This is a genomic window from Geitlerinema sp. CS-897, from assembly GCF_028368005.1.
In the GTDB taxonomy this organism is placed as follows: Bacteria; Cyanobacteriota; Cyanobacteriia; order Cyanobacteriales; family Geitlerinemataceae; genus Baaleninema; species Baaleninema simplex.
In genome coordinates this window covers 1-3,537 of the sequence record NZ_JAQNCQ010000257.1, presented here as the reverse complement: position 1 = coordinate 3,537, position 3,537 = coordinate 1, and the positions used below count along the sequence as shown (strand labels likewise).

Annotated in this window: 3 protein-coding genes; all 3 read left to right on the top strand. The window is 55.4% G+C overall.

What is annotated here, in order from left to right:
• On the top strand, window positions 1-1,104 hold a 1,104-nt coding region (locus POG22_RS16380), incomplete at its 5' end, for a S1 family peptidase (protein ID WP_498906439.1).
• A gap of 127 nt (window positions 1,105-1,231) precedes the next feature.
• Window positions 1,232-2,869: an iron uptake porin gene (locus POG22_RS16375; protein ID WP_063714800.1), complete on the top strand. Its 1,638-nt coding sequence runs from the start codon at window positions 1,232-1,234 to the stop codon at window positions 2,867-2,869.
• Between the two features lie 69 nt (window positions 2,870-2,938).
• Complete coding sequence (locus POG22_RS16370; protein WP_063714801.1) at window positions 2,939-3,352, top strand: hypothetical protein; 414 nt, start codon at window positions 2,939-2,941, stop codon at window positions 3,350-3,352.
• Window positions 3,353-3,537 lie beyond the last annotated feature (185 nt).

The following is a 3,537-nucleotide window of genomic DNA, read 5'->3' as shown; positions in this document are numbered from 1 at the left end:
TTCTCCCTTTCTCCCCTTCTCCCCATCTCCCCCTCTCCCCTTCTTCCCTCTCCCCTGAAGAAGCTCCCCTGCTCCGTACCGCTTCTGCGAACGGATATGTCGCCATTCGATCGCTCCCTCCAATTGATTCGACAGACAGTCTTTAAGCTTCCGATGCTGGCTGCGGCTTCGCTGGCGACTGTGGCGATTTCCGTACCGCTGACGATGGCTCAAGCCCTCACGGAAGAAGAAATCGATGCGGTGGCTTCTGTAACCACGGTCGTTATCGGGCAAGGGCTGCAAAAAGGCGACATCGAAGCGCGTCGAGAGTGGAATCCTGGCTCTGGGGCGATCGTCGCTCGCGAGGGCGATACCTATTACGTTCTGACCGCCCTTCACGTCGTCAGAACTCGAGATACTGTCTATGGTATTCGTACCAGCGATGGAGAAGTACATTTTGTCGATGACGTTCAGACGAAAGAGAATATCGTTACCTTCGGCGAGGAAGTGGGAGAGTTTGGCGATACGATTCGAGGATACGACCTCGCTCTGATTAAATTCGAGAGCGATCGCGATTATCCCGTGGCGGTGATGGGAGATCCGCGAGGGTTAAATCCCGGCGAGGCGATCTTTATTTCGGGATGGCCCAACCCCGACGACGCTAGCGCTCGTCGGATGCGAGAAACTGTATCGGGAAGGTTAACGGCCGTTTTTCCGCCCTCAGAAGACGGGGGATACAGTATCCTGTACGACAACGAAACCCAACGGGGTATGAGCGGCGGTCCGGTTTTCGACACAGACGGGGAACTCATCGGCATTCACGGCCGGGGACGGGCCCGAGAAAACGCCTACTGTCTCGACCCGCAACTGAGCGCGAATAACAGTTGTGGGATGCAAGCGTTCCATTTCGTCACCCAGGTTCGACGTCGAGGCTTGTTGCTGGCTTTTCAAGCGCCTCCAGTCGATCCGGACACGATCGCGGCAGGGATGGACAACTTAGAACGCGCCGATACGATCGAAGATATTTATCGTGTGTTTACGTTTGACTTAGAATCGCTGTTACGAGACGAGCCATCGGGGGGCTGTGGCAGTTTGTTGTTGGGCGAGCCGTGCGAACCGTTTTGAGCCGTGATATGTATGTAGGGTTGGAGCGGTGTTGCAGCACGCGACGAGATCTCTCGGAGCTTCTGCGATCGCGTCGAGCGGTGCGTAGCACTTTCGTTCGTGTTGGCTTGTGGGGAGAATCGATCGAATGTTGAAATATTTGGTTCTGGGTCTAACAAGTGCGATCGCCATGCTGTCGTCAGTTGAGGCGGCGTCTCTCCCCAAAATTCGACCGTCTCCGCCATCGAACGTTGGAGAGGCGACGTTTCTCGACCCGCCCTCTTTTTCGTCCCCGGCGCGATCGCAGCTAAAATCGGCGGCGAGGGGCGATCGCGCGAGGCCGGTTCGGACGGCTCAAGTGACGTCGGTGTCGCAACTGTCGGACGTACAGCCGACAGATTGGGCGTATCAGGCGTTGCAGTCTCTGATCGAACGGTACGGATGCGTGGCTGGGGTTCCCGACGGGACGTTTCAAGGGTCGCGATCGCTGACGCGATACGAGTTCGCGGCGGGGTTGAACGCTTGTCTCGATCGCTTTGCGGCCGCCGCACCGAGTCTCGATCCTGAGGAGTGGGCGAGAGTTCGACGGCTGCAACGGGAATTCGCCGACGAACTCTCGGCGTTGCGCGGCCGCATCGACACGGTGGGCGATCGCGTCGCACTGTTAGAAGATCGAGAGTTTTCACCGACCTTGGTGATGGGGGGCGAGTCGATTTTCGCCCTCTCTGCGGGATTCGGAGGCGAACCGCCGGGGGAAGGAGCCACCAATTCGGTCTTTACTCATTTAAGCCGCTTGGGGTTCGTGGGGTCGTTTACGGGGCGCGATCGCCTGCGGTTCGAGTTCCAAGCGGCCAATTTCAGCGATCGCGGTTTTGCCAATCCGGTCGGGTTCAATTCCGATATGGCGTTGCTGTCCTATCAAGGTAATACGAACAACTCGGTCGAACTCAGCAAACTCGAATATCGTTTCGCCACGTTTAGCGATCGCGTCGTCTTCACGGTACGTCCCCTCGGCTTCAGTCTCAGCAGCGTCCTCACCGCTAACTCTCCCTATTTCGACGCCGGACGCGGTTCGATTTCTCGCTTCACCGAAGCCAGTCCCGCTTTCAAACTCGGTCGCCTCGAGTCTGGAATCGGTTTCGACTGGTTAGTCACAGATACCATCCGCTTACAAGCAGCTTACGGGGTTCGCGACGCTGACAATCCCAACGACGGACGGGGATTTTTCAACAGCGAACATTCGGCGGCTGGGGTGCAGCTTCTCCTGAAACCCTCACCGAACTTACTGGCGGGTGTCTCTTATATCAATGCGTATTCCGCTAACGGCCGCTTAGATACCTTTACGGGAAGTTTCATCGCCGACACCAATTCGTTTATCGACGAACCCGCCCAAATTAACGCCATCAGCGGCACGTTACAATGGAGGTTCGCTCGGGATTTAACGTTTTCGACCTGGGGGGCGTGGTTCTTTACCGACGCTCTCGAGTCCGAGGCGCGATCGACCACGACGACGTATTTATTCGCCTTGGGTTATTCCGATCCCTTTGGTAACGACGGCGATTTGTTAGCGTTTTTGTTCGGTCAACCGCCGAAACTGGTAGACGGGGAAAATCTGGTTTTTGGGGAAGACGAGGATACGTCGCTACATTTTGAATTGTTCTATCGTTTGCGACTGACCGATCGCATTTCCATCACGCCGGGGGTGTTCGTCGTCACGAATCCCGAACATAACTCCGACAGCGAGGCGTTAGTGGTGGGAACTATTCGGACGACGTTCCGCTTTTAAATTGATTCTCGGAACTCAAACTCGCCTCTCCGTGTCCACTGTGTCTGTGGTGGTAGAAACTGAAGAACCATGTCGAACTCACTGAAATTCAACTGTTCCCGTTGGCTGTCGATCGCCGGATGTGCGATCGTCGTCGGAATCAGTGGCGCGATCGATTCCGCCAACGCCCAAACGTCAGCCGATCCCTGTCGCGATCCTAACGCTAATATCGAGTTGTGTCCCCCTCAGCGTTTGCGTCCTACTTTTTCTGAAGAAGAAAGTCGGGGATTTGAAGAACGGGGATTTTCTGAAAGTTTTCTCGGCGACGCCCTTAACGGTATTGCCGATCCTTTGGGAAGCGGAACTGTCGGTGGCGGACAACTCGAAAACGAAAGCTTTCGCGATTTGTCTCCGGTCGATCGCGGCTTCATTCCCGCTTTCGATCCCACCGATGTCATTATTCCCATCCCCGCCATCACCGACTCGGACTGTTGCAGCAATTGAGGACACGAACAAGCTTATGGTTCGCACGCCCACTCAGTCTGTAACCGCTCTCTAAAACTTACTCAAACTTAATCATTTGATGTTCAGTTCCTAGCTTGGATCTTCGGAGACCTTTCCATCACTAGGCTTGCACGGCCGAGCTATCCGCACATTCCAAATTAATCGCTGCGTTTAAATCACGATCG